Source organism: Streptomyces sp. NPDC004667, from assembly GCF_040609475.1.
Lineage (GTDB): Bacteria > Actinomycetota > Actinomycetes > Streptomycetales > Streptomycetaceae > Streptomyces.
Map to the genome: position 1 here is coordinate 14,765 of NZ_JBEXKC010000037.1, position 22,574 is coordinate 37,338.

The following is a 22,574-nucleotide window of genomic DNA, read 5'->3' on the forward strand; positions in this document are numbered from 1 at the left end:
TCGACGTGCGGGCGTGGAAGGTCAGCCGAGCTTCTTGACCTGAGCGTCGATCAGGGCCGTCGGGGAGTCGGCCTTGCCCAGGAGGCTGATCGAGCTGAAGGAGGCCACCGTGCCGCCCTTGCGCGCCATGACGAGGAGCAGGGTGCCCTTGTCGCCGCCCTCCAGGTCGATGGCCAGGCTCAGGCTGACGGCCTCGTCACCGGCGTTGACGGCCGGGCCCGCGGCCACGCTCTCGTACTTGGTGGTCTCGCCCTCCGAGGTGGAGGAGAACCCGCCCGCGCAGATCTGCCCGGCGGTCTTGAAGGCCGCCAGGGTCTCCTGCGCGCCCTGGCCGTCGTAGGAGGACAGCCCGGTCGCGGTCACGGTGGTGCCGAGGGCGTTCTTGACCGCTTCCAGCTTCTCCTCGGGCGAGGCGCCGGCCGCCGGCTCCTTCGGCTTGGCGCCCAGCGCGGTACGGGCGACGCCGGCCGGCTTGCCGATCTTCTGCAGGGCCTGGGTCTGCACCAGGACCTTGCAGGCGGCCTTGTCGGTGGTGAGCTGGTTCTCGTCGACCTTGGACAGCTTGGCGGCGGCCTGGGCGTTGACCACGTAGTCCGGGACGTCCGCCTGCGTGACCAGCAGACCGGCCAGCTCCGCGTCCGTCCTGCCCTTCGCGGCGGGAGCGGCCGACGGCGCGGACGGCCGCGGGTCGGGCTTGGCGTCGCCCTCGGTGTCGGCCTTGTCGGAGCCGCAGGCGGTGGCGAGCAGGGCCAGGGACACCGCGGAGGCGGTCAGGACGGTACGACGGACAAGGGTGCTGCGCACGAGAAATCCCCCCAGGGAAAAGAACACCGCACGCACACGGAACGGCGTCGCGGTAACGATCAATCTACGACCCGTCCGCTCGCCCGGCCCGGGTTCCCGGCCCCGGGGACCAATCGTGATCGGCATGAGACGGGACGGGGTTCCGATCGATACCCGGACCCGTACAACCCCACCGCAACCCCACCACCTGCGCCTTCGGCGGGGCCCGCGCCGGGCCCTTCGGCCACGTGACCGACCCCACCACCCACGACCGGCCCCGAGCCCCGACAATGACCCTGTGATCACTTCGCCGCCACGAAGCACGCCGGACAGCGCAACGGAGCGCCCCGTCGGATCGGAGCACCCCACGCACCCCGAGCCTGCCGCGCAGCCCCCGCGCCGCCGGGGCCACGAGGCCTCCCCCTACGTCGACCTCACCCGCGCGGAGTGGAGCGCACTGCGCGAGCGCACGCCGCTGCCCCTGACGGCGGAGGAGGTCGAGCGGCTGCGCGGTCTCGGCGACGTCATCGACCTCGACGAGGTGCGCGACGTCTACCTCCCGCTCTCCCGCCTCCTCAACCTCTACGTCGGCGCCACCAGCAACCTGCGCGGCACCCTGAACACCTTCCTCGGCGACGCCGGCAACGGGCACGGCGCCCAGCAGGGCACCCCCTTCGTCATAGGGGTCGCCGGCTCGGTCGCCGTGGGCAAGTCCACGGTGGCCCGCCTCCTCCAGGCCCTCCTGGCGCGCTGGCCCGAGCACCCCCGCGTCGAGCTGGTCACCACGGACGGGTTCCTGTACCCGATGAAGGAACTCCAGCGGCGCGGCCTGACCGCCCGCAAGGGCTTCCCGGAGTCCTACGACCGCCGGGCGCTGACCCGTTTCGTCGCCGACATCAAGGCGGGCAAGGACGAGGTCACGGCCCCGGTCTACTCGCACCTGATCTACGACATCGTCCCGGACGAGCGGCTCGTCGTGCGCCGCCCGGACATCCTGATCGTCGAGGGGCTCAACGTCCTCCAGCCGGCCCTGCCCGGCAACGACGGCCGAACCCGCGTCGGCCTGGCCGACTACTTCGACTTCAGCGTGTACGTGGACGCGCGGCCCGAGGACATCGAGCGCTGGTACCTCAACCGCTTCCGGAAGCTGCGCGAGACGGCGTTCCAGAACCCCTTCTCCTACTTCCGCAAGTACACCCAGGTCTCCGAGGAGGAGGCCCTGGAGTACGCGCAGACGATGTGGCGGACCATCAACAAGCCCAACCTGCTGGAGAACGTGGCGCCCACCCGCGGACGCGCCACCCTCGTGGTGCGCAAGGGCCCCGACCACAAGGTCCAGAAGCTGAGCCTGCGCAAGCTCTGAGCCCGCGCGGGCGAAGAGTGGCCGCGGGCTCCGGGCGGCTAGGGTGCGGGCATGCTCCATCTGAGGATGATCACCCCGCACCCCCTGACGGAGCAGGTCGTGGACCTGATCCACCGGACCGTCGGCACCACGCACCTGGTCGTGCTGAGCGGCGCCGCCCGCGACCCCGCGGGCGACGTGGTGATGTGCGACGTGGCCCGCGAGGCCGCCGACGAGCTGCTGCAGGAGATGCGCGCGCTCGGCATCGACGAGTCGGGCTCCATCGCCGTCGAGCAGATCGACCTGTCGATCTCACGGCGGGCCGACATGGCGGAGGACGAGGCTCCGGGCGAGGCCGCGGACGCGGTGATCTGGGAACAGCTCGCCGAGTCCACCCACGAGGAGTCCACCCTCACGATCACCTACTGCGTGTTCCTGATCGTCGCCACGATGATCGCGGCCTGCGGCGTGGTCCTGGACAACGCGGTCCTGATCGTCGGCGCGATGGCCGTCGGTCCGGAGTTCGGCCCGCTCGCCGGGATCTGTACGGGCCTGGTGCAGCGCGCCCCGCGGCTGACCGCGCGCTCCACGCTCGCCCTGCTGGTCGGCTTCGCCGCCGCGATCGTGGCGACGACCGTGTTCAGCCTGGTGATGGACGGGCTCGGGCTCTTCCACGAGGGCATGCTGGACGACCCGCGGCCCAACACCAGTTTCATCTGGCAGCCCGACCCGTTCTCCTTCGTCGTGGCCCTGCTCGCCGGCGTGGTCGGCATGCTCTCGCTGACCTCGGCGAAGTCCGGCGCCCTGGTCGGCGTGGCCATCTCGGTCACCACCGTCCCCGCGGCCGCCAACGCCGCCGTCGCCCTGTCCTACGGGGACCTCGGCCAGATGTGGGGCTCGGCCATACAGCTGTCGCTGAACCTGCTGGGCATCGTCCTGTCCGGGAGCCTCACCCTCATCGCCTGGAAACTGCTGTGGCGCACCCAGCAGGGCCGGATGATCCGCCGCCCGCCGGGTGCGCCACGGCACACCTCGAAGTAACCGCCGCTAGCCGAGCGCCGACTTCACCACGTCCGCCAGCCGCCCGGCGACCGCGCGGGCCTGCTCGATGTCGGCGGCCTCCACCATCACCCGTACGAGGGGCTCGGTGCCGGACGGGCGCAGCAGCACCCGGCCGGTGGTGCCCAGCTCGCGCTCGGCGTCGGCGACGGCCGCGGCCAGCTCGCCGGAGGTCGCGACCCGGGACTTGTCCACGTCCGGGACGTTGATCAGGATCTGCGGCAGCCGCGTCATGACCCCGGCCAGATCGGCCAGGCCGCGCCCGGTGGCGGCGACGCGCGCCGCCAGCATCAGGCCGGTCAGCGTGCCGTCGCCGGTGGTCGCGTGGTCGAGGATGATCACGTGGCCGGACTGCTCGCCGCCCAGCGCGTAGCCGTGCTCCTTCATCGACTCCAGCACGTAGCGGTCGCCGACCCCGGTCTGCACGACCTGGATGCCCTCGGCCTCCATCGCCAGCTTGAAGCCCAGGTTGGACATGACGGTGCCGACCACGGTGTTCTCGCGCAGCTGGCCCGCCTCGCGCATGGCCAGGGCCAGCACGGCGAGGATCTGGTCGCCGTCCACCTCGGCGCCGGTGTGGTCCACGGCCAGGCAGCGGTCGGCGTCGCCGTCGTGCGCGATGCCGAGGTCGGCGCCGTGCTCGACGACGGCGGCCTTGAGCAGTCCCAGGTGGGTGGAGCCGCAGCCGTCGTTGATGTTGAGGCCGTCGGGCTCGGCGCCGATCGTGACGATCTCCGCGCCCGCGCGGGTGAAGGCCTCCGGCGAGACGTAGGCGGCCGCGCCGTGGGCCTCGTCCAGGACGACCTTGAGGCCGTCGAGCCGGTTCGGCAGGACCCCGATGAGGTGGGCGACGTACTTGTCGAAGCCCTCGGTGTAGTCGGAGACGCGGCCGACGCCGTCACCGGTGGGGCGGTCCCAGGGAGCGCCCGTGCGGTGCTCCTCGTAGACCGACTCGATCCGGTCCTCCAGGTCGTCGGCGAGCTTGTGGCCGCCGCGCGCGAAGAACTTGATGCCGTTGTCGGGCATGGCGTTGTGGCTGGCGGAGAGCATCACGCCGAGGTCGGCGCCCAGCGCACCGGTGAGATACGCCACCGCCGGGGTGGGCAGCACACCGACGCGCAGGACGTCCACGCCGGCACTCGCGAGGCCCGCGACGACCGCGGCCTCCAGGAACTCGCCCGACGCGCGGGGATCGCGGCCGACGACCGCCGTGGCCCGGTGGCCCGCGAAGGTGCCCGCCTCGGCCAGTACGTGCGCGGCCGCCACGGAGAGGCCGAGCGCGAGCTCGGCCGTCAGATCCGCGTTGGCGACGCCTCGTACACCGTCCGTCCCGAAGAGTCGTCCCACTGTTGTCCTCCCGAGTTCACGCTTCGCTTTGTGACCGCTTGTGACAGGTATTGCCGCTTGTGGCGGTAAACGAACCGCCCCGACAGCACGGAGAGTGCTGCCGGGGCGGTTTCGTTGCAGAACAGCAGGCGCAGATTAACGCTTGCTGTACTGCGGAGCCTTACGGGCCTTCTTGAGACCGGCCTTCTTGCGCTCGACCGCACGGTCGTCGCGGGAAAGGAAGCCGGCCTTCTTCAGCGCCGGGCGGTTGTTGTCCACGTCCGCCTCGTTCAGCGCACGGGCAACGCCGAGGCGCAGGGCACCGGCCTGACCGGAGACGCCGCCACCCGCGATGCGGGCGATGACGTCGTAACGGCCGTCAAGCTCGAGGAGCTTGAAGGGCTCGTTGACTTCCTGCTGGTGCACCTTGTTGGGGAAGTAGTCCTCAAGGGTGCGACCGTTGATCTTCCACTTGCCGGTGCCCGGAACGATCCGGACGCGGGCGATGGCGTTCTTGCGACGGCCCAGGCCGGCGGCCGGCTGGGGGTCACCGAAGCGACCGGCAAGCGACTCGGAGGTGTAGTCGCCCTCGACGACGACTTCGGACTCGGTGGTGTACTCCTCGACGCCCTCGAACTCTTCGACGGGGGTCTCGGCGGTGGTCTCGGCCACGATGCTCCTCAGAATTTTCTACGTCTTAGGGGGTGGCCGGAACTACTGCGCGACCTGGGTGATCTCGAACGGCACCGGCTGCTGGGCAGCGTGGGGGTGCTGGTCGCCCGAGTAGACCTTCAGCTTCGAGAGCATCTGACGGCCCAGGGTGTTCTTGGGGAGCATGCCCTTGATGGCCTTCTCGACGGCCTTCTCCGGGTTGTTCGCCAGGAGGTCGTCGTAGCGGACCGAACGCAGACCACCCGGGAAGCCGGAGTGGCGGTACGCCATCTTCTGGGTCGCCTTGTTGCCGGACAGGTGAACCTTGTCGGCGTTGACGATGATGACGAAGTCGCCCATGTCCATGTGGGGGGCGTAAGTCGGCTTGTGCTTGCCGCGCAGGAGGGCAGCGGCCTGGGTCGCCAGACGGCCGAGGACAACGTCCTGGGCGTCGATGACGAGCCACTGGCGCGAGATGTCGCCGGGCTTGGGGCTGAACGTACGCACGCGTATGCCTTCGCTTCTTCAGTGGTGGGTCATCCCATAGGGCACGAGCCCCGGGGGAAGGGTCCTGACAGGGTCACCACGGACGATCACGACAGCCGCTTGTCCACATCGGGGACGCAACCCGTGTGAACCGCTGGTCATCGGCCCGGTGGACCGGCGTAAGAGGCCCTTTCACGTGAGAATGAGAAAGCCAATACGCATAACAAACCAGCAGGATACCCAAGCAGACCCGTACGGGTCAAAACGCGGTCCGCGATGCCGATGCAGCTGGCGTCGCGGCGCACTCCGGTTCGGTCCTGGATGGGGACCCCGCAGTTGTTACGGGTCCCAGAGTAACCCGACCCGGGCGCAGCACACGACGCAGCAGCAGACCCGCGAGCCCGCACAGGGCCGCCATGTCACGGAACGCGCGCCGCTTGTGGGCCAGCTCGGAGGGCCACGGAACGAGGGCCGTCTGGGGCGCCAGGGCCAGCCAGAACCAGGGCGAGCGCGGCATCGACCCCTCCCGCACCCCCGACGCCAGCAGCGGCGGCAGCACCACCAGCAGGTAGTGGTCGAAGGACGGCCGCGACACCAGGAATGCGGCGAGCATCACCATGCACGACGTCTCCGTCAGCCGCAGCGCACCCCCGTCGGTCTCCCCCTGCGAACGCCGCCACCGCACGCACACCGCCCACAGCCCGGCCAGCGCCCCCGCGCCCGCCAGCACCACCGCCACCGCCTCCGGCAGCCCCAGCCTCGGCAGCACCGCGATCGGCGAGGCGTCCCAGGGCAGCGCGTAGGCGTCCTGCCCCTTGAGGAGGAACGGCAGGGTCTTGGTGAAGAACAGCGTCGGGCTCGGCATCAGCAGGGCCCCCACCAGCGACAGCCCCACCGGCACCAGCACCGCCCCCGCCAGCCCCCGCCACTGCCGGGCCAGGACGAAGAGCAGCCCGACCGGCACCAGCATCGGCTTGCAGGCGATCGCCAGCCCCACCACCAGCCCCGCCGCGGCCCACGAGCGCCGGTGCGCCAGCAGCAGGGCCACCGGCAGGGCGGCCGCCGAGATCGCCGTCCAGTTGCCGATCAGCACGAGGTTCGCGTACGGCTTGTAGGCCAGCGCGAGCAGCCCGAGGCCGCCCACCGCGAACCGCGAGCACAGCGGCACCGCGAACAGCCGCAGCGAGGCCCACCAGCCGACCCCCACCAGCCCGGTCATCCCCAGCGGCAGCAGCCACCGCAGCGCCTCCCGCGGGACCATCGCCTCCGGCACCGCCATCAGCACGGCGCTGGGCAGGTACAGGAACCGCTTGTCCTCGTACGGCGAGACCCCCGACAGCAACGCGTCCGCGGCCTTGACCACGAACGCGTTGTCGGAGCCCCAGTTCGGACGCAGGCTCGTCGAGACCGAGACCGTCAGCAGGACCAGCAGCGAGACGGCCCGCCAAGGCCCCGGCGCCGGCGCCATCAGCCAGGCGGTCCGCCGCCCGGCCGCGGACGGGCGGTCCCACTTCATGAGCCAGATGCCAGGCCGCAGCCCCACAGCGCCTCCCCCTCGCACCGCAGGGGTCGACAGCCCCTACCGCTTGCGCTCGACCCTACGTTCGTCCCAGACGGGCTCCTGAGTCTCCCGCACAACACCGTCCGAACCGAAGACCAGGTAACGGTCAAATGTGCGCGCGAACCAGCGGTCGTGCGTCACGCACAGCACCGTGCCGTCGTACGACTCCAGCCCGTCCTGCAGGGCCTCCGCCGACTCCAGGTCGAGGTTGTCCGTCGGCTCGTCCAGCAGCAGCGCCGTGGTGCCGGCCAGCTCCAGCAGCAGGATCTGGAAACGCGCCTGCTGCCCGCCCGAGAGCTTCTCGAACGGCTGCTCCGCCTGACGCTCCAGCTCGTAGCGGCGCAGGGCGCCCATCGCCGCGCCCAGCGGCTTCGCCGCCTCCGTCCACAGGATGTCGACGAGCGTGCGGCCGAAGAGCTCCGGATGCGCGTGCGTCTGCGCGAAGTGGCCCGGCAGCACACGCGCGCCCAGCTTCCAGTCGCCGGTGTGCTTGACGTCCTCGCCCGCCAGCAGCCGCAGGAAGTGCGACTTGCCGGAACCGTTCGAACCGAGCACCGCGACGCGCTCCCCGTAGAACACCTCCAGCGAGAAGGGCTTCATCAGCCCCGTCAGCTCCAGGTTCTCCACGGTCAGCGCGCGCACCCCGGTCCGCCCGCCCTTCAGCCGCATCTTGATGTCCTGCTCGCGCGGCGGCTCCGGCGGCGGGCCGGCCTCCTCGAACTTCTGGAAGCGCGTCTGCATCGCCCGGTAGCGCGAGGCCATGTCGGGACTGGAAGCCGCCTGGTTGCGCAGCCGCAGCACCAGCGCCCTCAGCCGGGCGTGCTCCTCGTCCCAGCGCCGCTTGAGCTCCTCGAACCGCGCGAAACGCTCCTTGCGGGCCTCGTGGTACGTCCCGAAGCCAGCGCCGTGCACCCACACGTCGCTGCCCGTCGGGCTCGCCTCCAGGCTGATGATCTTCTCGGCGGCCTGGGTCAGCAGCTCCCGGTCGTGGGAGACGAACAGCACCGTCTTGCGGGTCGCCCGCAGCTGCTCCTCCAGCCACCGCTTGCCCGGGACGTCCAGGTAGTTGTCCGGCTCGTCGAGCAGCAGCACCTCGTCCGGCCCGCGCAGCAGCGCCTCCAGGACCAGGCGCTTCTGCTCACCGCCCGACAGCGTCCGCACCTCGCGGAACTGCGCGCTGTCGTACGGGATCGCCAGCGCGGCCATCGTGCAGACGTCCCACAGCGTCTCCGCCTCGTAGCCCTGCACGTCCGCCCAGTCGCTGAGCGCCTGCGCGTACGCCATCTGCGCGGCCTCGTCGTCCACCGTCAGGATCAGCTGCTCGGCCCGGTCCACGGCCTTCGCCGCCTCCCGGATCCGCGGCTGCGCCACCGACACCAGCAGGTCCCGCACGGTCGTCTCGTCCCGTACCGAGCCCACGAACTGCGACATCACGCCGAGCCCGCCGCTGATCGTCACCCCGCCGCCGTGCGGCTGGAGCTCACCGGAGATCAGCTTCAGCAGCGTGGTCTTGCCGGCCCCGTTCGCCCCGACCAGGGCGACGACCGACCCCTCCCCCACCCGGAAGGAGACGTCGGGGAGCAGGACCCGCCCGTCGGGAAGGTAGTACTCCAGGTGGCTGGCTTCGAGATGTCCCATGCGGGGCATTCTCCCGGGCCACCGGGGCCCGGCCCAAATGCTTTGCGCCGGAGCCGGTGCCCGCGGGCCCCGATGGACACGCCCACCCCCCGGCGTGACGATGGGAAGACCGACCCCACGTCCCCGAGGAAACGGGACTCCCATGACACGCCGAACACGGCCGCGGTGGCTCTGCCGCGGAGCGGCGGCGGGCGGTATGGCCTGCGGCCTGGCCCTCGGGCTCGCCTCCCCCCAGGCCCAGGCGGCTCCGGTCGCCGAACTGCTGCGCCTGGAACTCGCCGCCCCCAGCATCACGGTCGCCTTCCGCGACCTCACGCCGTACGCGGTGCGGCACTCGCTGATCCTCACCCCGCAGGGCGCCGGCGGCGGCAAGGTCCTCTCCGTGAACTGGGAGGGCGCCCTGGTGCCGGGGATGGGACGCGTGCTCACCAAGACCCTCGACGCGAAGATCCTGCCGGGCATCGCCTACTGCGGGCTCATCGAGAGCGTCCTCAGCTCCCAGAAGGGCACCACCAAGGAGGACGACTCCCCCATCGTCACCACGTACAAGTCGAACGAGATCTGCGCCAAGCCGTCCGGGACGCCCGGCGGCAACCCCGCCGACGTCTCCGTCGGCTCCATCGACGGCGAGGCGGCCCCGCCCCCCAACACGAACCGCAACTACTGGATCAACTACGCCAACCGCGGCACCACCGAGGCCAAGGACGTGACCCTCCAGGTGCAGGCCACCGGCACCATGAGCATGCGGCGCCCCCCGGACTCCGGCACCTTCAACGGCTTCCAGTGCGCGGCGGCGGGCTCCGGCTACCGCTGCACCGGCGGCACCCTGCCCGCCGGCGCCAAGGGGCAGATCCCCTTCCTCGGCCGGGTCGCCTCGGCGGGCCCGGGAGCCATCCACGTCACGATCAGCTCCCCGGGCGAGAGCAACCCGACCGACAACGCGCAGACGCTCACGATCCTCTCGGGCCAGTGAGCGGCCGCCGGGCCGGGGCTCAGCAGCCCCCGCAGCCGCCGCCCGCCCCCGGCAGGGTCCGCATGTTCCGCGCTTCCTTGCTGCGGGCGGCCAGCAGCTCGTCCGCCGGGTAGCCGACCTCCTCCAGGGTCAGCCCGTGCGGCTTCACCACGTGCACCGAGGAGTCCCGTACGGCGGCGGCCAGCACCTGTCCGGGCCACTCCACGGGCCGGTGCCCGTCGCCCACGTGCAGCAGCGCTCCGACCAGGGAGCGGACCATGTTGTGGCAGAACGCGTCGGCCCGCACCGTAGCGGTGACGATCCCGTCCGCGTCCCGCACCCAGCTGAGCTCCTGGAGCGTACGGATCGTCGTGGCGCCCTCGCGCTTCTTGCAGTACGCGGCGAAGTCGTGCTCGCCGAGCAGCGCGGCGGCGGCCTCGTTCATGGCGTCCACGTCCAGCGGCCACTGGTGCCACAGCACGTGCCCGCGGCGCAGCGGGTCCACGCCCGCCTGATGGTCGCCGACCCGGTAGGCGTAGCGGCGCCAGATGGCGGAGAACCGGGCGTTGAAGCCCTCGGGGGCCTCCGCGGCCTTCCAGACGCGTACGTCGTGCGGCAGCCGGCCCGCGAGGCGGCGCAGCAGCTTGTCGTGGTGCTCCGCCCACACCTCCTCGGCCAGGTCGAACTGCGCGACCTGCCCGCGGGCGTGCACGCCGGCGTCGGTGCGCCCGGCGACGGTCAGGTCGACGGGCTCCTTGAGGCGCATCACGGTCTGCAGGGCGCTCTCCAGCTCGCCCTGCACGGTCCGCAGCGTCCGCTGCTTCGCCCAGCCGGAGAAGTCCTTGCCGTCGTACGACAGGTCCAGCCGCACCCGGACGTGACCGGGCTCCACCTCGTCACCCACGTGACAGATCCTCTCTCAGAAATGCAGAACGGGCCCGCCCCCCGAAAGGGACGGGCCCGTCGATCCCCGCGAAGTGCGGGGAGCAAGGTGTCGCTGGCCTCAGCCTTGGCCTCAGCCTCAGGAACACCCCCGCGGATGCGGGGACAGGGGGCCTCAGGCCTCCTTGGTCTCCTCGGCGGCGGGAGCCTCGGCGGCCTCCGCCTCCTTGACCGCGCGCTTGGTGGCGGCCTCGGCCTCACCGGTGGCCTGCTGGGCGACCGTCAGGGCCTCGACCAGCTCGATGACCGCCATCGGGGCGTTGTCGCCACGACGGTTGCCGATCTTGGTGATGCGCGTGTAACCACCGGGGCGGTTCTCGTAGCGCGGGGCGATCTCGGTGAACAGCGTGTGCACGATGCTCTTGTCCGTGATCGTCTGCAGCACCAGGCGACGGTTGTGGATGTCGCCCTTCTTGGCCTTGGTGACCAGACGCTCGGCGTAGGGACGCAGGCGACGGGCCTTGGCCTCGGTGGTGGTGATGCGGCCGTGCTCGAAGAGCGCCTTCGCGAGGTTCGCGAGGAGGTGCTTCTCGTGCGCGGCGCTGCCGCCCAGGCGGGCACCCTTTGCGGGACGCGGCATGGTGTTACTCCTTCATATCTGCACCGGCCGTGTCAGGTACCGGTGACAGTTCCCCCGAGGCGGATGCCGCGGGAAAGATCTACGGGTGCTGCTTAGTACTGCTCGGTCTCGACGAAACCGGCGTCCGCGTCGTCGTCGGCGCCGAAGGCGTCGGCAGCGGCGGTCGGGTCGAATCCGGGCGGGCTGTCCTTGAGGGCCAGGCCCATGCCGGCCAGCTTCGCCTTGACCTCGTCGATCGACTTCGCACCGAAGTTGCGGATGTCGAGCAGGTCGGCCTCGGAGCGGGCGACGAGCTCACCCACGGAGTGGATGCCCTCGCGCTTGAGGCAGTTGTACGACCGAACGGTGAGCTCCAGCTCCTCGATCGGCAGCGCCAGGTCGGCGGCCAGGGCGGCGTCCGTCGGGGACGGGCCCATGTCGATGCCCTCGGCGTCGATGTTGAGCTCGCGCGCCAGACCGAACAGCTCGACCAGGGTCTTGCCGGCGGACGCCATGGCGTCGCGCGGGCGCATGGCCTGCTTGGTCTCGACGTCGACGATCAGCTTGTCGAAGTCGGTGCGCTGCTCGACTCGGGTCGCCTCGACCTTGTAGGTGACCTTGAGGACCGGGCTGTAGATGGAGTCGATCGGGATGCGACCGATCTCCTGGCCCAGCTGCTTGTTCTGGACGGCGGAGACGTAGCCGCGACCGCGCTCGACGGTCAGCTCCATCTCCAGCTTGCCCTTGCCGTTGAGCGTGGCGAGGACCAGGTCCGGGTTGTGCACCTCGACACCGGCCGGGGGCGCGATGTCGGCAGCGGTGACCAGGCCGGGACCCTGCTTGCGCAGGTACATCACGACCGGCTCGTCGTGCTCCGAGGAGACGACCAGCTGCTTGATGTTGAGGATGATGTCCGTGACGTCTTCCTTGACGCCCGGCACGGTGGTGAACTCGTGCAGGACGCCGTCCACGCGGATGCTGGTGACAGCGGCACCCGGGATGGAGGACAGGAGGGTACGGCGCAGGGAGTTGCCGAGGGTGTAGCCGAAGCCCGGCTCCAGCGGCTCGATCACGAACCGCGAGCGGTACTCGTCGACGACCTCTTCGGTCAGCGAAGGACGCTGAGCGATAAGCATGTCTGTGTTCCTTCAGTCGTGGACGCCCACTATTTGACGCCCGACATTTACTGCTGGGTACTGCAAGGGTACGGGCGGCACGGCCCCCGAAGGGGTCGTACCGCCCGGACACTCAAAGACGCACAGGCGTCGCTGCGTCAGACGCGGCGGCGCTTCGGCGGGCGGCAGCCGTTGTGCGGGGTGGGGGTGACGTCCTGGATCGAGCCGACCTCGAGGCCGGTGGCCTGGAGGGAGCGGATCGCGGTCTCGCGGCCGGAGCCCGGACCCTTGACGAAGACGTCAACCTTGCGCATGCCGTGCTCCTGCGCGCGGCGGGCGGCCGACTCGGCGGCCATCTGCGCGGCGAAGGGGGTGGACTTGCGCGAGCCCTTGAAGCCGACGTGGCCGGCGGAGGCCCAGGAGATCACGTTGCCCGAGGGGTCCGTGATCGAGACGATGGTGTTGTTGAACGTGCTCTTGATGTGGGCGTGCCCGTGAGCGACGTTCTTCTTTTCCTTGCGGCGCACCTTCTTGGCAGCGCCCTGACGACCCTTGGGGGGCATCTAAATCTCCTACGGGAGGTGGTCGGTCCTACAGCGCAAGACCGCTGAACAGGACTACTTCTTGCCCGGCTTCTTCTTACCGGCGATCGCGCGACGCGGGCCCTTGCGGGTACGCGCGTTCGTGCTGGTGCGCTGACCGTGCACCGGGAGGCCGCGACGGTGGCGGATACCCTGGTAGCACTGGATCTCGATCTTGCGGCGGATGTCGCCCTGGATCTCGCGGCGGAGGTCACCCTCGGTACGGAGGTTGGCGTCCACGTACTCGCGGATCTTGACGAGGTCCTCTTCGGCCAGGTCACGAACGCGGGTGTTCGGGTTCACGCCGGTCGAGGCGAGGATCTCCTTGGACCGGGTGCGCCCGATACCGAAGACGTAGGTGAGTGCGATCTCCACGCGCTTTTCGCGCGGGATGTCAACACCGGAAACGCGTGCCACAAATGGCTCCTGTGTGTTCGGGGGTCTTCCGCAGAACCACTCCCGACCGCCGACCACCCTGATGGGTGGTGGTACGTCCGGGTCCCCGGCCCCCGCCGGAGGTGCCGCCGGCCCTTCTCAGGGCTGGGCGGGTTCTGCGTATGTACGTTTTCTTACGTCGCGCGAAGAACTGCGGAAGGCAGGTCGGTCGGCGTGCGTCAGCCCTGGCGCTGCTTGTGGCGCAGGTTGTCGCAGATGACCATGACCCGACCGTGACGGCGGATCACCTTGCACTTGTCGCAGATCTTCTTGACGCTCGGCTTGACCTTCATGTTGGTGAGGTTCTCCGGGTCAGTGCCACCACCCGCACCGGGACGGATGCCCAGGCAGGAGTGAGGACAAGATCTACTTGTATCGGTAGACGATCCGGCCACGCGTCAGGTCGTACGGAGACAGCTCCACAACGACCCGGTCATCCGGGAGGATGCGGATGTAGTGCATACGCATCTTGCCGCTGATGTGCGCGAGGACCTTGTGACCGTTCTGCAGTTCCACCTTGAACATCGCGTTCGGGAGGGACTCGATCACGGTGCCCTCGATCTCGATGGCACCTTGCTTCTTGGCCACGCTTCGCCCTTCGAATCGGCTACCTTGATCGGCCTCGCGCCCCATGCAGGCATGGAAGTGCACGAGAGCCGACGAGTCAGTCTACGTCAGGGCACCCAGAAAGACGAATCCGGAAAGTTTGCCCCAGAGTGTAGATCATTACGCCAGCGGGTCGGGAGCCGTGGTGACCCCGTACTCCGCCAGCTTCGCCTTGCCACAGTCAGGGCTGGTCAGGACGATGGGACCGGCCTCGGTCAGCGCGATGGAGTGCTCCCAGTGCGAGGACCAGGTGCCGTCCGTCGTGATGACCGTCCAGTCGTCCGACAGTACCTCCGTCTGGGCGGTGCCCAGGGAGACCATCGGCTCGATCGCCAGGCAGAGGCCCGGGACGAGCTTGATGCCCTTGCCCCGCTTGCGCGAGACGTAGTTCAGCAGGTGCGGGTCCATGTGCATCTCGGAACCGATGCCGTGGCCGCCGTAGTCCTCGATGATCCCGAACTTGCCGAGGCTGTGCTCACCGGTGGACGGCCGCGGCTGGCGCTTGATGTACCCCTCGATCGCCTTCGAGATGTCCACCAGGCGGTTGCCGAGCTTCATCGCCGCGATACCGGCCCACATGGACTCCTCGGTGACCCGGGAGAGCTCGACCAGCTCCGGAGCGTGACCGGTGCCCACGAAGGCCGTGTACGCCGCGTCGCCGTGCCAGCCGTCCACGATCGCCCCGGCGTCGATGGAGATGATGTCGCCGTCCTTGAGGACCGTCTTGTCGTCCGGGATGCCGTGGACGACGACCTCGTTCACCGAGGTGCAGATGGTCGCGGGGAAGCCGCCGTAGCCGAGGAAGTTCGACTTGGCCCCGGCGTCCGCGATCACCTTGCGGGCCACCATGTCCAGATCACGCGTCGTGGCGCCCGGTACGGCCGCCTCGCGGGTCGCCGCGTGGATCGCGGCGACGACCAGCCCCGCCTCTCGCATCTTCGCGATCTGCTCGGGGGTCTTGATCTGCACCATGGGGCGTGCCTTCCAGCTTCGAAACGGGTCTTCTCAACAGTACGGCCGCGATGCCCTGGGGACACCGCGGCCGTACCTGTACGACAGGGGTACTACTTCTTGAGGGCGTCCATCGCCCGCTTGGTGATCTCGTGCACCTCACCGAGGGCGGCGATCGTCACCAGGAGGCCCTGCGACTTGTAGTAGTCGATGATCGGCTCGGTCTGCGTGTGGTAGACCTCCAGCCGGTTGCGGACCGTGGCCTCGGAGTCGTCGTCGCGCTGGTACAGCTCGCCGCCGCAGGTGTCGCAGACACCCTCGGCCTTCGGCGCCGCGTACGTCACGTGGAAGACGTGCGAGGAGTCCAGGCGGCAGATCCGCCGGCCCGCGATGCGCTTGACGACCTCGTCCTCCTCGACCTCCAGGTCGAGGACGGCGTCGAGCTTCATGCCCGCGCCCGTGAGCATCTCGTCCAGCGCCTCGGCCTGGGACACGTTGCGCGGGAAGCCGTCGAGCAGGAAGCCGTTCGCGGCGTCCGCCTGCTCCATGCGGTCCTTGGCCATGCCGATGGTGATCTCGTCGGGGACGAGGTCACCGGCGTCCATGAACGCCTTCGCGCGCCGGCCCAGCTCCGTGTTCTGGCTGATGTTGGCGCGGAAGAGGTCGCCCGTGGAGATGTGCGGGATCGACAGGTTCTTGGCAAGGAACGCGGCCTGCGTTCCCTTGCCCGCACCGGGAGGCCCGACGAGGACGATTCGCATCAGCGGAGGAACCCTTCGTAGTTGCGCTGCTGGAGCTGGCTCTCGATCTGCTTCACGGTTTCCAGACCCACACCCACGATGATGAGGATGCTCGTCCCGCCGAACGGGAAGTTCTGGTTCGCTCCGAAGCCCGCCAACGCCATTGTCGGCACGAGAGCGATCAGACCCAGGTACAGCGACCCCGGCCAGGTGATCCGGTTGAGTACGTAGCTCAGGTACTCGGCGGTAGGCCGCCCGGCGCGGATGCCCGGGATGAACCCACCATACTTCTTCATGTTGTCGGCAACTTCCTCGGGGTTGAACGAGATCGCCACGTAGAAGAACGCGAAGAACACGATCAGGAGGAAGTAGGCCGCGATGTAGTACGGGTGGTCGCCCTTGACGAAGTGCTTCTGGATCCAGGTCGCCCAGCCGGCCTGCGAGCCGCTGAACTGCACGATCAGTGCCGGGATGTACAGCAGCGACGAGGCGAAGATGACCGGGATGACACCGGCCTGGTTCACCTTGAGCGGGATGTAGGTGGACGTACCGCCGTAAGCCCGGCGGCCGATCATGCGCTTGGCGTACTGAACAGGGATCCTGCGCTGAGCCTGCTCGACGAAGACCACCAGGGCGACCATCGCGAGACCGACCAGGATGACCACGCCGAACTCGACCCAGCCTCCAGCGATCTTGCCCTGGAGCTTGATCGTCCACAGCGCGCCGACGAAACCGGCGGCGATGGAGATGAACATGAGGATCGACATGCCGTTGCCGATGCCGCGGTCGGTGATCAGCTCACCGAGCCACATGACGACACAGGTACCGGCGGTCATGGTGATCACCATGACGACCGTGGTGAAGATCGAGTGGTTCGGGACGATCTCCCGAGCGACCGGGCAGCTACCGAACAGGGCGCCGGTGCGCGCGGTGGCGACCAGGCCGGTGCCCTGCAGGATCGCGAGCGCGACCGTCAAATAGCGCGTGTACTGAGTGATCTTCGCCGTGCCGGACTGTCCCTCTTTTTTGAGGTTCTCCAGCTTCGGGATGACCACGGTCAGCAGCTGCAGGATGATGCTGGCGGTGATGTACGGCATGATGCCGAGCGCGAAGATCGTGATCTGCAGCAGCGCACCGCCGCTGAACATGTTGACGAGACCGAAGAGGCTGTTGCTGGTGCCCATCGAGTCGACACAGATCTGAACGTTCTTGTAGCTCACGCCGGGAACCGGGATGTGGGACCCGAGCCGATACAGCACGATGATGCCGAGCGTGAAGAGCAGCTTCTTGCGCAGGTCGGGCGTCTTGAACGCCCGGGCGAACGCGGTGAGCACGGTGCCTCCTGCGACCCCCGCGCTACTGCGTCAGAGGTGACGGTCTGAGGGATCGACGAATACGTACGAGCAAAGGTGCAGGCCACCTTACCGGCGTCTGCGCCCCCCGTGGAACGACCAACCGGGGATGCCCCATATGTGAGGCATCCCCGGTCGGGTTTCTAGCTATTTGTCACTGAGGTTTCGTCTTAGACGAGCTCGGTGACGGTGCCGCCGGCAGCGGCAATCTTCTCCTTGGCGGAGGCGGAAACGGCGTCAACCGAAACCGTCAGCGCCACGGAGAGCTCGCCCTGGCCCAGGACCTTGACGAGGCTGTTCTTGCGAACCGCGCCCTTGGCGACCAGGTCGGCCACCGTGACCTCTCCACCCTCGGGGTAGAGAGCGCCGAGCTTGTCCAGGTTGACAACCTGGAACTCGGTGCGGAACGGGTTCTTGAAGCCCTTGAGCTTCGGCAGGCGCATGTGGAGGGGCATCTGCCCACCCTCGAAGCGCTGCGGGATCTGGTAGCGGGCCTTCTGGCCCTTCGTACCACGACCTGCCGTCTTACCCTTCGACGCCTCACCACGACCGACACGGGTCTTCGCGGTCTTGGCACCGGGGGCGGGACGGAGGTTGTGGGCCTTCAGCGGGCTGCTCTCAGCCATGTTAGTCAACCTCCTCAACCGTCACGAGGTGGCGGACGGTGTGCACCATTCCGCGGAACTCGGGGCGGTCCTCCTTGACGACGACGTCGTTCAGGCGCTTGAGCCCGAGCGAACGCAGCGTGTCGCGGTGGTTCTGCTTGCTGCCGATGTACGACTTCGTCTGCGTGATCTTGAGGCGGGCCATTAGACACCCGCCCCAGCACGCGCACGAAGCAGGGCCGCGGGGGCGACGTCCTCGAGGGGCAGACCACGGCGAGCCGCGATCTCCTCGGGACGCTGCAGGCCCTTGAGGGCCGCCACGGTCGCGTGCACGATGTTGATCGCGTTGGAGGAGCCGAGCGACTTCGACAGGATGTCGTGAACGCCGGCGCACTCCAGAACGGCGCGCACCGGGCCACCGGCGATAACACCGGTACCGGGGGCGGCCGGCTTCAGCAGCACGACGCCCGCAGCGCGCTCGCCCGTGATCGGGTGAGGGATGGTGCCCTGGATGCGCGGAACCTTGAAGAAGTTCTTCTTGGCTTCCTCGACACCCTTGGCGATGGCCGCGGGAACTTCCTTGGCCTTGCCGTAACCGACACCTACGGTGCCGTCACCGTCACCCACCACGACGAGCGCGGTGAAGCTGAAGCGACGACCACCCTTGACAACCTTGGCGACACGGTTGATCGCGACAACGCGCTCAACGTAAGCGGTCTTCTCGACGGCAGCACCACCGTCGCGACCCTTCCGGTCCCGCCGCTCGCCGCCACCGGCACCGCTTCCGCGGCGCTGGGGTCCAGCCATTGGATTACCTCTCTCTGTTACGTCCGTGAGTCCCGGAACCGGGGCTTAGAACTTCAGCCCGGCTTCGCGGGCGGCGTCAGCCAGAGCGGCAATGCGCCCGGCGTATCGGTTGCCACCGCGGTCGAACACGACGGTCTCGACACCCGCAGCCTTGGCACGCTCGGCGACGAGCGCGCCGACAGCCTGGGCCTGGGCGCTCTTGTCGCCTTCGCCACCGCGGATCGAAGCGTCCAGGGTCGACGCGGACGCCAGGGTGTGACCCTGGAGGTCGTCGATGACCTGAGCAACGATGTTGCGGTTCGAACGCGTCACGACGAGGCGCGGACGCTCCGCCGTACCCGAGACGTTCTTGCGGATGCGGATGTGGCGGCGAGCCTTGGCAGCGCGCTTGTACGCGTCGCCCTTGGCGATCTTCACACCGTATGCCATGGCTACTTACCAGCCTTTCCGACCTTGCGGCGGATGACCTCGCCGGCGTACTTGACACCCTTGGCCTTGTACGGGTCGGGCTTCCGCAGCTTGCGGATGTTGGCGGCGACCTCGCCGACCTTCTGCTTGTCGATGCCCTCGACCGAGAACTTGGTGGGCGACTCGACCTTGAAGGAGATGCCCTCGGGCGCCTCGATCAGGATCGGGTGGCTGTAACCAAGCTGGAACTCCAGGTCGGAGCCCTTCGCGGCGACGCGGTAACCGACACCGCTGATCTCGAGCGCCTTGACGTAACCCGTGGTCACGCCGGTGATCATGTTCGCCACCAGCGTGCGGGACAGGCCGTGCAGGGCCTTGTTCTGACGCTCGTCGTTCGGGCGGGTGACGTTCAGAACGCCGTCCTCACCCTTGACGATCTCGATCGGCGCCTTGACGGTGTGCGTGAGGGAACCCTTGGGGCCCTTCACGGCGACCGTCTGGCCAACGATGGTGACGTCCACACCGGCGGGAACCTGGATGGGGAGCTTGCCGATTCGCGACATTGCTTTTCCTCCGTTCCCGACTACCAGACGTAGGCGAGGACTTCCCCACCTACGCCCTTCTTGCCTGCCTGCTGGCCGGTCAGGAGACCGTGGGACGTGGAGATGATCGCCACGCCCAGGCCGCCGAGGACCTTCGGCAGGTTGGTGGACTTTGCGTACACGCGCAGACCGGGCTTCGAGATCCGCTTGATGCCCGCGATGGAGCGCTCACGGTTCGGCCCGAACTTCAGCTCGAGGACGAGGTTCTTGCCGACCTCGGCGTCCTCGACCTTCCAGCCGGTGATGAAACCCTCCTGCTTGAGGATCTCCGCGATGTGCGACTTGATCTTGCTGTGCGGCATCACCACGGTGTCGTGGTACGCCGAGTTAGCGTTACGCAGACGGGTCAGCATGTCTGCGATCGGGTCAGTCATGGTCATGAAGTGGCCTTCGGCCTCTCTCGCCGGGGTTTCCTGTATGCGCCATCCCTCTCCCCACTCAGAGGCGGGACGGGTGCGGCGCGGGGACCTACGGCGTAGTAAGTCGTTATGGGCGGCGGACGCCCAACCACACAAGCCTAAGGCATGCGCGGCCGGGCACCCGCCGTCCAGATGCTTACCGAGAGTGCCTGGTACTCCTCAAGTCCTTGCGGACGAGAGGGAATTACCAGGAGCTCTTGGTCACGCCCGGCAGCTCGCCACGGTGAGCCATCTCACGAAGGCACACGCGGCACAGGCCGAACTTGCGGTACACGGAGTGGGGACGACCGCAGCGCTGGCAGCGGGTGTACGCACGCACACCGAACTTGGGCTTGCGGGCAGCCTTCGCGATGAGAGCCTTCTTCGCCATCTCGCTTACGCCTCCTTGAAGGGGAAGCCGAGGTGACGAAGGAGCGCGCGGCCCTCAGCGTCGTTGGTCGCCGTGGTGACCACGGTGATGTCCATACCCCGGGTACGGTCGATCTTGTCCTGGTCGATCTCGTGGAACATGACCTGCTCCGTGAGACCGAAGGTGTAGTTGCCACGGCCGTCGAACTGCTTCGGCGACAGACCACGGAAGTCACGGATACGCGGCAGCGCGAGCGACAGCGTACGGTCCAGGAACTCCCACATGCGGTCACCACGGAGGGTGACGTGGCAGCCGATCGGCTGACCCTCACGCAGCTTGAACTGCGCGATGGACTTGCGGGCCTTCGTGACGGCCGGCTTCTGACCGGTGATCGTCGTCAGGTCGCGGATGGCGCCGTCGATCAGCTTGGAGTCGCGGGCGGCGTCGCCCACACCCATGTTGACCACGATCTTGACGAGGCCGGGGATCTGCATGACGTTCTCGTAGGAGAACTCCTCACGCAGCTTGCCCGCGATGTCCTCGCGGTACTTCGTCTTGAGACGCGGAGTGGTAGCCATCAGATGTCCTCACCCGTCCGCTTGGCAACGCGGATCTTGTTGCCCTCGTCGTCGAAGCGGAAACCGACGCGGGTGACGACCTTCTGGCCGTCCTTCTCCACAACCAGCTGAACGTTGCTGACGTGGATCGGCGCCTCGGTGATCACGATGCCACCGGTCTGCGAGCCACCAGCGGTCTGGCCGGCCTTGGTGTGCTTCTTGACCCGGTTGACACCCTCGACGAGGACGCGGTCGTTGGCGGGGAAGGCCGCGATGACCTTGCCCTGCTTGCCCTTGTCCTTACCGGTGATGACCTGAACCAGGTCGCCCTTCTTGATCTTCATGCTTACAGCACCTCCGGCGCGAGCGAGATGATCTTCATGAACTTCTTCTCGCGCAGCTCACGGCCCACCGGGCCGAAGATACGGGTGCCGCGAGGGTCGCCGTCGTTCTTCAGAATGACGGCGGCGTTCTCGTCAAAGCGGATGTACGAGCCGTCCTGGCGGCGACGCTCCTTGACGGTGCGAACGATGACCGCCTTGACGACGTCACCCTTCTTCACGTTGCCACCGGGGATCGCATCCTTGACGGTGGCGACGATGACGTCACCGATGCCCGCGTAGCGGCGACCGGAACCACCGAGAACACGGATGCAAAGGATTTCCTTGGCACCAGTGTTGTCGGCGATACGCAGTCGCGACTCCTGCTGGATCACGTGTATCTCCTGTTTGTCTGCCGGTTCCCGGCGGGGGCCTCACTCCGAAGAGCTACCGCCCCCACCGAGCCTGGCGGAACGAACCTAAGGGAAACCCCTCAGGTGCTTACTTGGCCTTCTCGAGGATCTCGACGATGCGCCAGCGCTTGCTCGCCGACAGCGGACGCGTCTCCATGATGAGGACGCGGTCGCCGACGCCGGCAGCGTTCTGCTCGTCGTGAGCCTTGAGCTTGTTCGTACGGCGGATGACCTTGCCGTACAGCGCGTGCTTGACGCGGTCCTCGACGGCGACGACGACGGTCTTGTCCATCTTGTCGCTGACGACGAGACCCTCACGGGTCTTGCGGAAGCCGCGCTCGTTCGTCTCAGTCACGTTCTTCTCGCTCATCAGGCGCTCTCCACCGTCTCGATACCGAGCTCACGCTCGTGCATCAGGGTGTAGATGCGAGCGATGTCCTTACGGACGGACTTGAGCCGGCCGTTGTTCTCCAGCTGACCCGTGGCCGCCTGGAAGCGGAGCTTGAACAGCTCCTCCTTGGCCTCGCGCAGCTTGCCAACGAGCTCCTCGTTGCCGAGCTCACGCAGCTCGGACGCCTTGGTTCCCGTCGCCATCACGACTCACCTGCCTCGCGCCGAACAATCCGGCACTTCATCGGAAGCTTGTGAGCAGCGCGGGTGAGCGCCTCACGAGCAATCTTCTCGTTCGGGTAGGACAGCTCGAACATGACCCGGCCCGGGTGCACGTTCGCGATCCACCACTCGGGAGAACCCTTACCGGAACCCATGCGGGTTTCGGCCGGCTTCTTCGTCAGCGGGCGGTCCGGGTAGATGTTGATCCAGACCTTGCCGCCACGCTTGATGTGGCGGGTCATCGCGATACGAGCCGCCTCGATCTGGCGGTTCGTGACATAGGCGGGGGTGAGCGCCTGGATACCGTACTCGCCGAACGAGACCTCAGTACCGCCCTTGGCCATACCGCGGCGCTTCGGGTGGTGCTGCTTACGGTGCTTGACCCTACGAGGGATCAGCATGT

The 22,574-nt window shown here is 68.2% G+C and carries 32 protein-coding genes; 3 read left to right on the forward strand and 29 right to left on the reverse strand.

The window, feature by feature from the left end; genetic code table 11:
* Positions 1 to 21 precede the first annotated feature (21 nt).
* Positions 22 to 804, reverse strand: a complete 783-nt coding sequence (locus ABZW32_RS21185) for a hypothetical protein (RefSeq protein ID WP_356218020.1) — start codon at positions 802 to 804, stop codon at positions 22 to 24.
* Positions 805 to 1,081: 277 nt separating this feature from the next.
* Between ABZW32_RS21185 and coaA the strand changes: the two genes are divergently transcribed.
* Positions 1,082 to 2,146 carry a type I pantothenate kinase gene (gene coaA, locus ABZW32_RS21190; RefSeq protein WP_356218022.1) on the forward strand — a complete coding sequence of 355 codons (1,065 nt, stop codon included), beginning with the start codon at positions 1,082 to 1,084 and terminating at the stop codon, positions 2,144 to 2,146.
* A 51-nt stretch (positions 2,147 to 2,197) separates the two neighbouring features.
* Positions 2,198 to 3,166, forward strand: a complete 969-nt coding sequence (locus ABZW32_RS21195; protein ID WP_356218024.1) for a DUF389 domain-containing protein — start codon at positions 2,198 to 2,200, stop codon at positions 3,164 to 3,166.
* A 6-nt stretch (positions 3,167 to 3,172) separates the two neighbouring features.
* Here the strand turns inward: ABZW32_RS21195 and glmM are convergent, their stop codons facing one another.
* From glmM to ABZW32_RS21220, 5 genes are all read right to left on the reverse strand, one after another.
* Positions 3,173 to 4,531 (reverse strand): phosphoglucosamine mutase, encoded by a 1,359-nt coding sequence (gene glmM / locus ABZW32_RS21200; protein ID WP_356218026.1) that lies wholly within the window; start codon positions 4,529 to 4,531, stop codon positions 3,173 to 3,175.
* A 135-nt stretch (positions 4,532 to 4,666) separates the two neighbouring features.
* On the reverse strand, positions 4,667 to 5,182 hold the full coding sequence (gene rpsI / locus ABZW32_RS21205) for a 30S ribosomal protein S9 (RefSeq protein ID WP_030230680.1): 516 nt from the start codon (positions 5,180 to 5,182) through the stop codon (positions 4,667 to 4,669).
* 42 nt (positions 5,183 to 5,224) lie between these two features.
* Positions 5,225 to 5,668 (reverse strand): 50S ribosomal protein L13, encoded by a 444-nt coding sequence (rplM, locus tag ABZW32_RS21210; RefSeq protein WP_030230678.1) that lies wholly within the window; start codon positions 5,666 to 5,668, stop codon positions 5,225 to 5,227.
* 238 nt (positions 5,669 to 5,906) lie between these two features.
* Positions 5,907 to 7,163 carry a glycosyltransferase family 87 protein gene (locus ABZW32_RS21215; protein WP_356218028.1) on the reverse strand — a complete coding sequence of 419 codons (1,257 nt, stop codon included), beginning with the start codon at positions 7,161 to 7,163 and terminating at the stop codon, positions 5,907 to 5,909.
* Between the two features lie 63 nt (positions 7,164 to 7,226).
* Positions 7,227 to 8,855: an ATP-binding cassette domain-containing protein gene (locus tag ABZW32_RS21220; RefSeq protein ID WP_356218030.1), complete on the reverse strand. Its 1,629-nt coding sequence runs from the start codon at positions 8,853 to 8,855 to the stop codon at positions 7,227 to 7,229.
* 133 nt (positions 8,856 to 8,988) lie between these two features.
* On the opposite strand from ABZW32_RS21220, the gene ABZW32_RS21225 reads away from it, so the two are divergent.
* Positions 8,989 to 9,819 carry a hypothetical protein gene (locus ABZW32_RS21225; protein WP_356218032.1) on the forward strand — a complete coding sequence of 277 codons (831 nt, stop codon included), beginning with the start codon at positions 8,989 to 8,991 and terminating at the stop codon, positions 9,817 to 9,819.
* Positions 9,820 to 9,838: 19 nt separating this feature from the next.
* On the opposite strand, the gene truA is transcribed toward ABZW32_RS21225, so the two are convergent.
* The 23 genes from truA to rplP all read right to left on the reverse strand — a co-directional run bounded on the left by truA (position 9,839) and on the right by rplP (position 22,572).
* Positions 9,839 to 10,702 carry a tRNA pseudouridine(38-40) synthase TruA gene (gene truA, locus ABZW32_RS21230; RefSeq protein WP_356218034.1) on the reverse strand — a complete coding sequence of 288 codons (864 nt, stop codon included), beginning with the start codon at positions 10,700 to 10,702 and terminating at the stop codon, positions 9,839 to 9,841.
* 153 nt (positions 10,703 to 10,855) lie between these two features.
* Positions 10,856 to 11,320, reverse strand: coding sequence for a 50S ribosomal protein L17 (rplQ, locus tag ABZW32_RS21235; RefSeq protein ID WP_215023458.1), 465 nt, complete (start codon positions 11,318 to 11,320; stop codon positions 10,856 to 10,858).
* Positions 11,321 to 11,412: 92 nt separating this feature from the next.
* Positions 11,413 to 12,435: a DNA-directed RNA polymerase subunit alpha gene (locus ABZW32_RS21240; RefSeq protein ID WP_008739666.1), complete on the reverse strand. Its 1,023-nt coding sequence runs from the start codon at positions 12,433 to 12,435 to the stop codon at positions 11,413 to 11,415.
* Between the two features lie 137 nt (positions 12,436 to 12,572).
* On the reverse strand, positions 12,573 to 12,977 hold the full coding sequence (gene rpsK, locus ABZW32_RS21245) for a 30S ribosomal protein S11 (protein WP_003956432.1): 405 nt from the start codon (positions 12,975 to 12,977) through the stop codon (positions 12,573 to 12,575).
* A gap of 54 nt (positions 12,978 to 13,031) precedes the next feature.
* Positions 13,032 to 13,412, reverse strand: coding sequence for a 30S ribosomal protein S13 (gene rpsM, locus ABZW32_RS21250; protein WP_007265919.1), 381 nt, complete (start codon positions 13,410 to 13,412; stop codon positions 13,032 to 13,034).
* A gap of 197 nt (positions 13,413 to 13,609) precedes the next feature.
* Complete coding sequence (rpmJ, locus tag ABZW32_RS21255; protein WP_003956441.1) at positions 13,610 to 13,723, reverse strand: 50S ribosomal protein L36; 114 nt, start codon at positions 13,721 to 13,723, stop codon at positions 13,610 to 13,612.
* A 73-nt stretch (positions 13,724 to 13,796) separates the two neighbouring features.
* Positions 13,797 to 14,018, reverse strand: a complete 222-nt coding sequence (gene infA, locus ABZW32_RS21260; RefSeq protein ID WP_003956442.1) for a translation initiation factor IF-1 — start codon at positions 14,016 to 14,018, stop codon at positions 13,797 to 13,799.
* A gap of 138 nt (positions 14,019 to 14,156) precedes the next feature.
* A complete protein-coding gene (gene map, locus ABZW32_RS21265) occupies positions 14,157 to 15,008 on the reverse strand; it encodes a type I methionyl aminopeptidase (protein WP_280917082.1) in 852 nt (283 codons plus the stop codon).
* 92 nt (positions 15,009 to 15,100) lie between these two features.
* Positions 15,101 to 15,748, reverse strand: a complete 648-nt coding sequence (locus tag ABZW32_RS21270) for an adenylate kinase (RefSeq protein WP_356218038.1) — start codon at positions 15,746 to 15,748, stop codon at positions 15,101 to 15,103.
* Entirely contained in the window at positions 15,748 to 17,061 is a 1,314-nt protein-coding gene (gene secY, locus ABZW32_RS21275; RefSeq protein WP_030230660.1) for a preprotein translocase subunit SecY, read from the reverse strand. The genes ABZW32_RS21270 and secY overlap by 1 nt, the downstream gene beginning before the upstream one ends.
* Before the next feature lie 188 nt (positions 17,062 to 17,249).
* Positions 17,250 to 17,705 carry a 50S ribosomal protein L15 gene (rplO, locus tag ABZW32_RS21280; protein WP_356218040.1) on the reverse strand — a complete coding sequence of 152 codons (456 nt, stop codon included), beginning with the start codon at positions 17,703 to 17,705 and terminating at the stop codon, positions 17,250 to 17,252.
* Position 17,706: 1 nt separating this feature from the next.
* Complete coding sequence (gene rpmD / locus ABZW32_RS21285) at positions 17,707 to 17,889, reverse strand: 50S ribosomal protein L30 (RefSeq protein WP_005313525.1); 183 nt, start codon at positions 17,887 to 17,889, stop codon at positions 17,707 to 17,709.
* Positions 17,889 to 18,491 carry a 30S ribosomal protein S5 gene (gene rpsE, locus ABZW32_RS21290; RefSeq protein WP_030230653.1) on the reverse strand — a complete coding sequence of 201 codons (603 nt, stop codon included), beginning with the start codon at positions 18,489 to 18,491 and terminating at the stop codon, positions 17,889 to 17,891. Before rpsE ends, rpmD begins: the two co-directional genes overlap by 1 nt.
* 45 nt (positions 18,492 to 18,536) lie before the next feature.
* The gene (gene rplR / locus ABZW32_RS21295) at positions 18,537 to 18,920 is read right to left on the reverse strand and encodes a 50S ribosomal protein L18 (RefSeq protein ID WP_030026334.1); all 384 of its coding nucleotides are present in this window, start codon (positions 18,918 to 18,920) and stop codon (positions 18,537 to 18,539) included.
* A 2-nt stretch (positions 18,921 to 18,922) separates the two neighbouring features.
* Positions 18,923 to 19,462, reverse strand: coding sequence for a 50S ribosomal protein L6 (gene rplF / locus ABZW32_RS21300; protein WP_266841143.1), 540 nt, complete (start codon positions 19,460 to 19,462; stop codon positions 18,923 to 18,925).
* A 20-nt stretch (positions 19,463 to 19,482) separates the two neighbouring features.
* Complete coding sequence (gene rpsH, locus ABZW32_RS21305) at positions 19,483 to 19,881, reverse strand: 30S ribosomal protein S8 (protein ID WP_007265911.1); 399 nt, start codon at positions 19,879 to 19,881, stop codon at positions 19,483 to 19,485.
* Positions 19,882 to 20,104: 223 nt separating this feature from the next.
* Positions 20,105 to 20,290 (reverse strand): type Z 30S ribosomal protein S14, encoded by a 186-nt coding sequence (locus ABZW32_RS21310; RefSeq protein ID WP_003956452.1) that lies wholly within the window; start codon positions 20,288 to 20,290, stop codon positions 20,105 to 20,107.
* A 5-nt stretch (positions 20,291 to 20,295) separates the two neighbouring features.
* Entirely contained in the window at positions 20,296 to 20,847 is a 552-nt protein-coding gene (rplE, locus tag ABZW32_RS21315; RefSeq protein ID WP_030154702.1) for a 50S ribosomal protein L5, read from the reverse strand.
* Positions 20,847 to 21,170 (reverse strand): 50S ribosomal protein L24, encoded by a 324-nt coding sequence (gene rplX, locus ABZW32_RS21320; RefSeq protein WP_030230645.1) that lies wholly within the window; start codon positions 21,168 to 21,170, stop codon positions 20,847 to 20,849. The genes rplE and rplX overlap by 1 nt, the downstream gene beginning before the upstream one ends.
* 2 nt (positions 21,171 to 21,172) lie before the next feature.
* On the reverse strand, positions 21,173 to 21,541 hold the full coding sequence (rplN, locus tag ABZW32_RS21325) for a 50S ribosomal protein L14 (protein WP_008739701.1): 369 nt from the start codon (positions 21,539 to 21,541) through the stop codon (positions 21,173 to 21,175).
* A gap of 106 nt (positions 21,542 to 21,647) precedes the next feature.
* Entirely contained in the window at positions 21,648 to 21,929 is a 282-nt protein-coding gene (gene rpsQ, locus ABZW32_RS21330; protein WP_030026328.1) for a 30S ribosomal protein S17, read from the reverse strand.
* Positions 21,929 to 22,153 (reverse strand): 50S ribosomal protein L29, encoded by a 225-nt coding sequence (gene rpmC, locus ABZW32_RS21335; protein WP_008739703.1) that lies wholly within the window; start codon positions 22,151 to 22,153, stop codon positions 21,929 to 21,931. The genes rpsQ and rpmC overlap by 1 nt, the downstream gene beginning before the upstream one ends.
* Positions 22,153 to 22,572 carry a 50S ribosomal protein L16 gene (gene rplP / locus ABZW32_RS21340; RefSeq protein WP_030026326.1) on the reverse strand — a complete coding sequence of 140 codons (420 nt, stop codon included), beginning with the start codon at positions 22,570 to 22,572 and terminating at the stop codon, positions 22,153 to 22,155. Before rplP ends, rpmC begins: the two co-directional genes overlap by 1 nt.
* Positions 22,573 to 22,574: the final 2 nt, after the last annotated feature.